At 38.9% G+C, this 226-nt stretch carries 1 rRNA gene; it reads right to left on the bottom strand.

Features of this window, described 5'->3' with window-relative positions:
* Positions 1-67 (bottom strand): 5S ribosomal RNA (rrf, locus tag H5154_RS24370); the annotation flags it as partial.
* Between the last annotated feature and the right edge of the window lie 159 nt (positions 68-226).

Raw genomic sequence — 226 nt, 5'->3', positions numbered from 1 at the left:
CGCTGTTTCGTTTCACTACTGAGTTCGGCATGGGGTCAGGTGGGTCCAAAACGCTATTGTTACCAAGCAAATACGGTGTTAATCGCGTTAGCAATTAACTAAAATTTGGAATTCTGATAATAAAGTTTTCAGTAAATCTACTTTAGTCTATTAACTTCTTGCGCTATCAACTATCACATAAAACGCGTTTGGCGTTGTATGGTTAAGCCTCACGGGTAATTAGTAC

Source organism: Pseudoalteromonas sp. SR44-5 (assembly GCF_014163675.1).
GTDB lineage: Bacteria > Pseudomonadota > Gammaproteobacteria > Enterobacterales > Alteromonadaceae > Pseudoalteromonas > Pseudoalteromonas rhizosphaerae.
The sequence above is the reverse complement of the archived record's forward strand: the minus strand, read 5'-3'. Positions and strand labels throughout refer to the sequence as shown.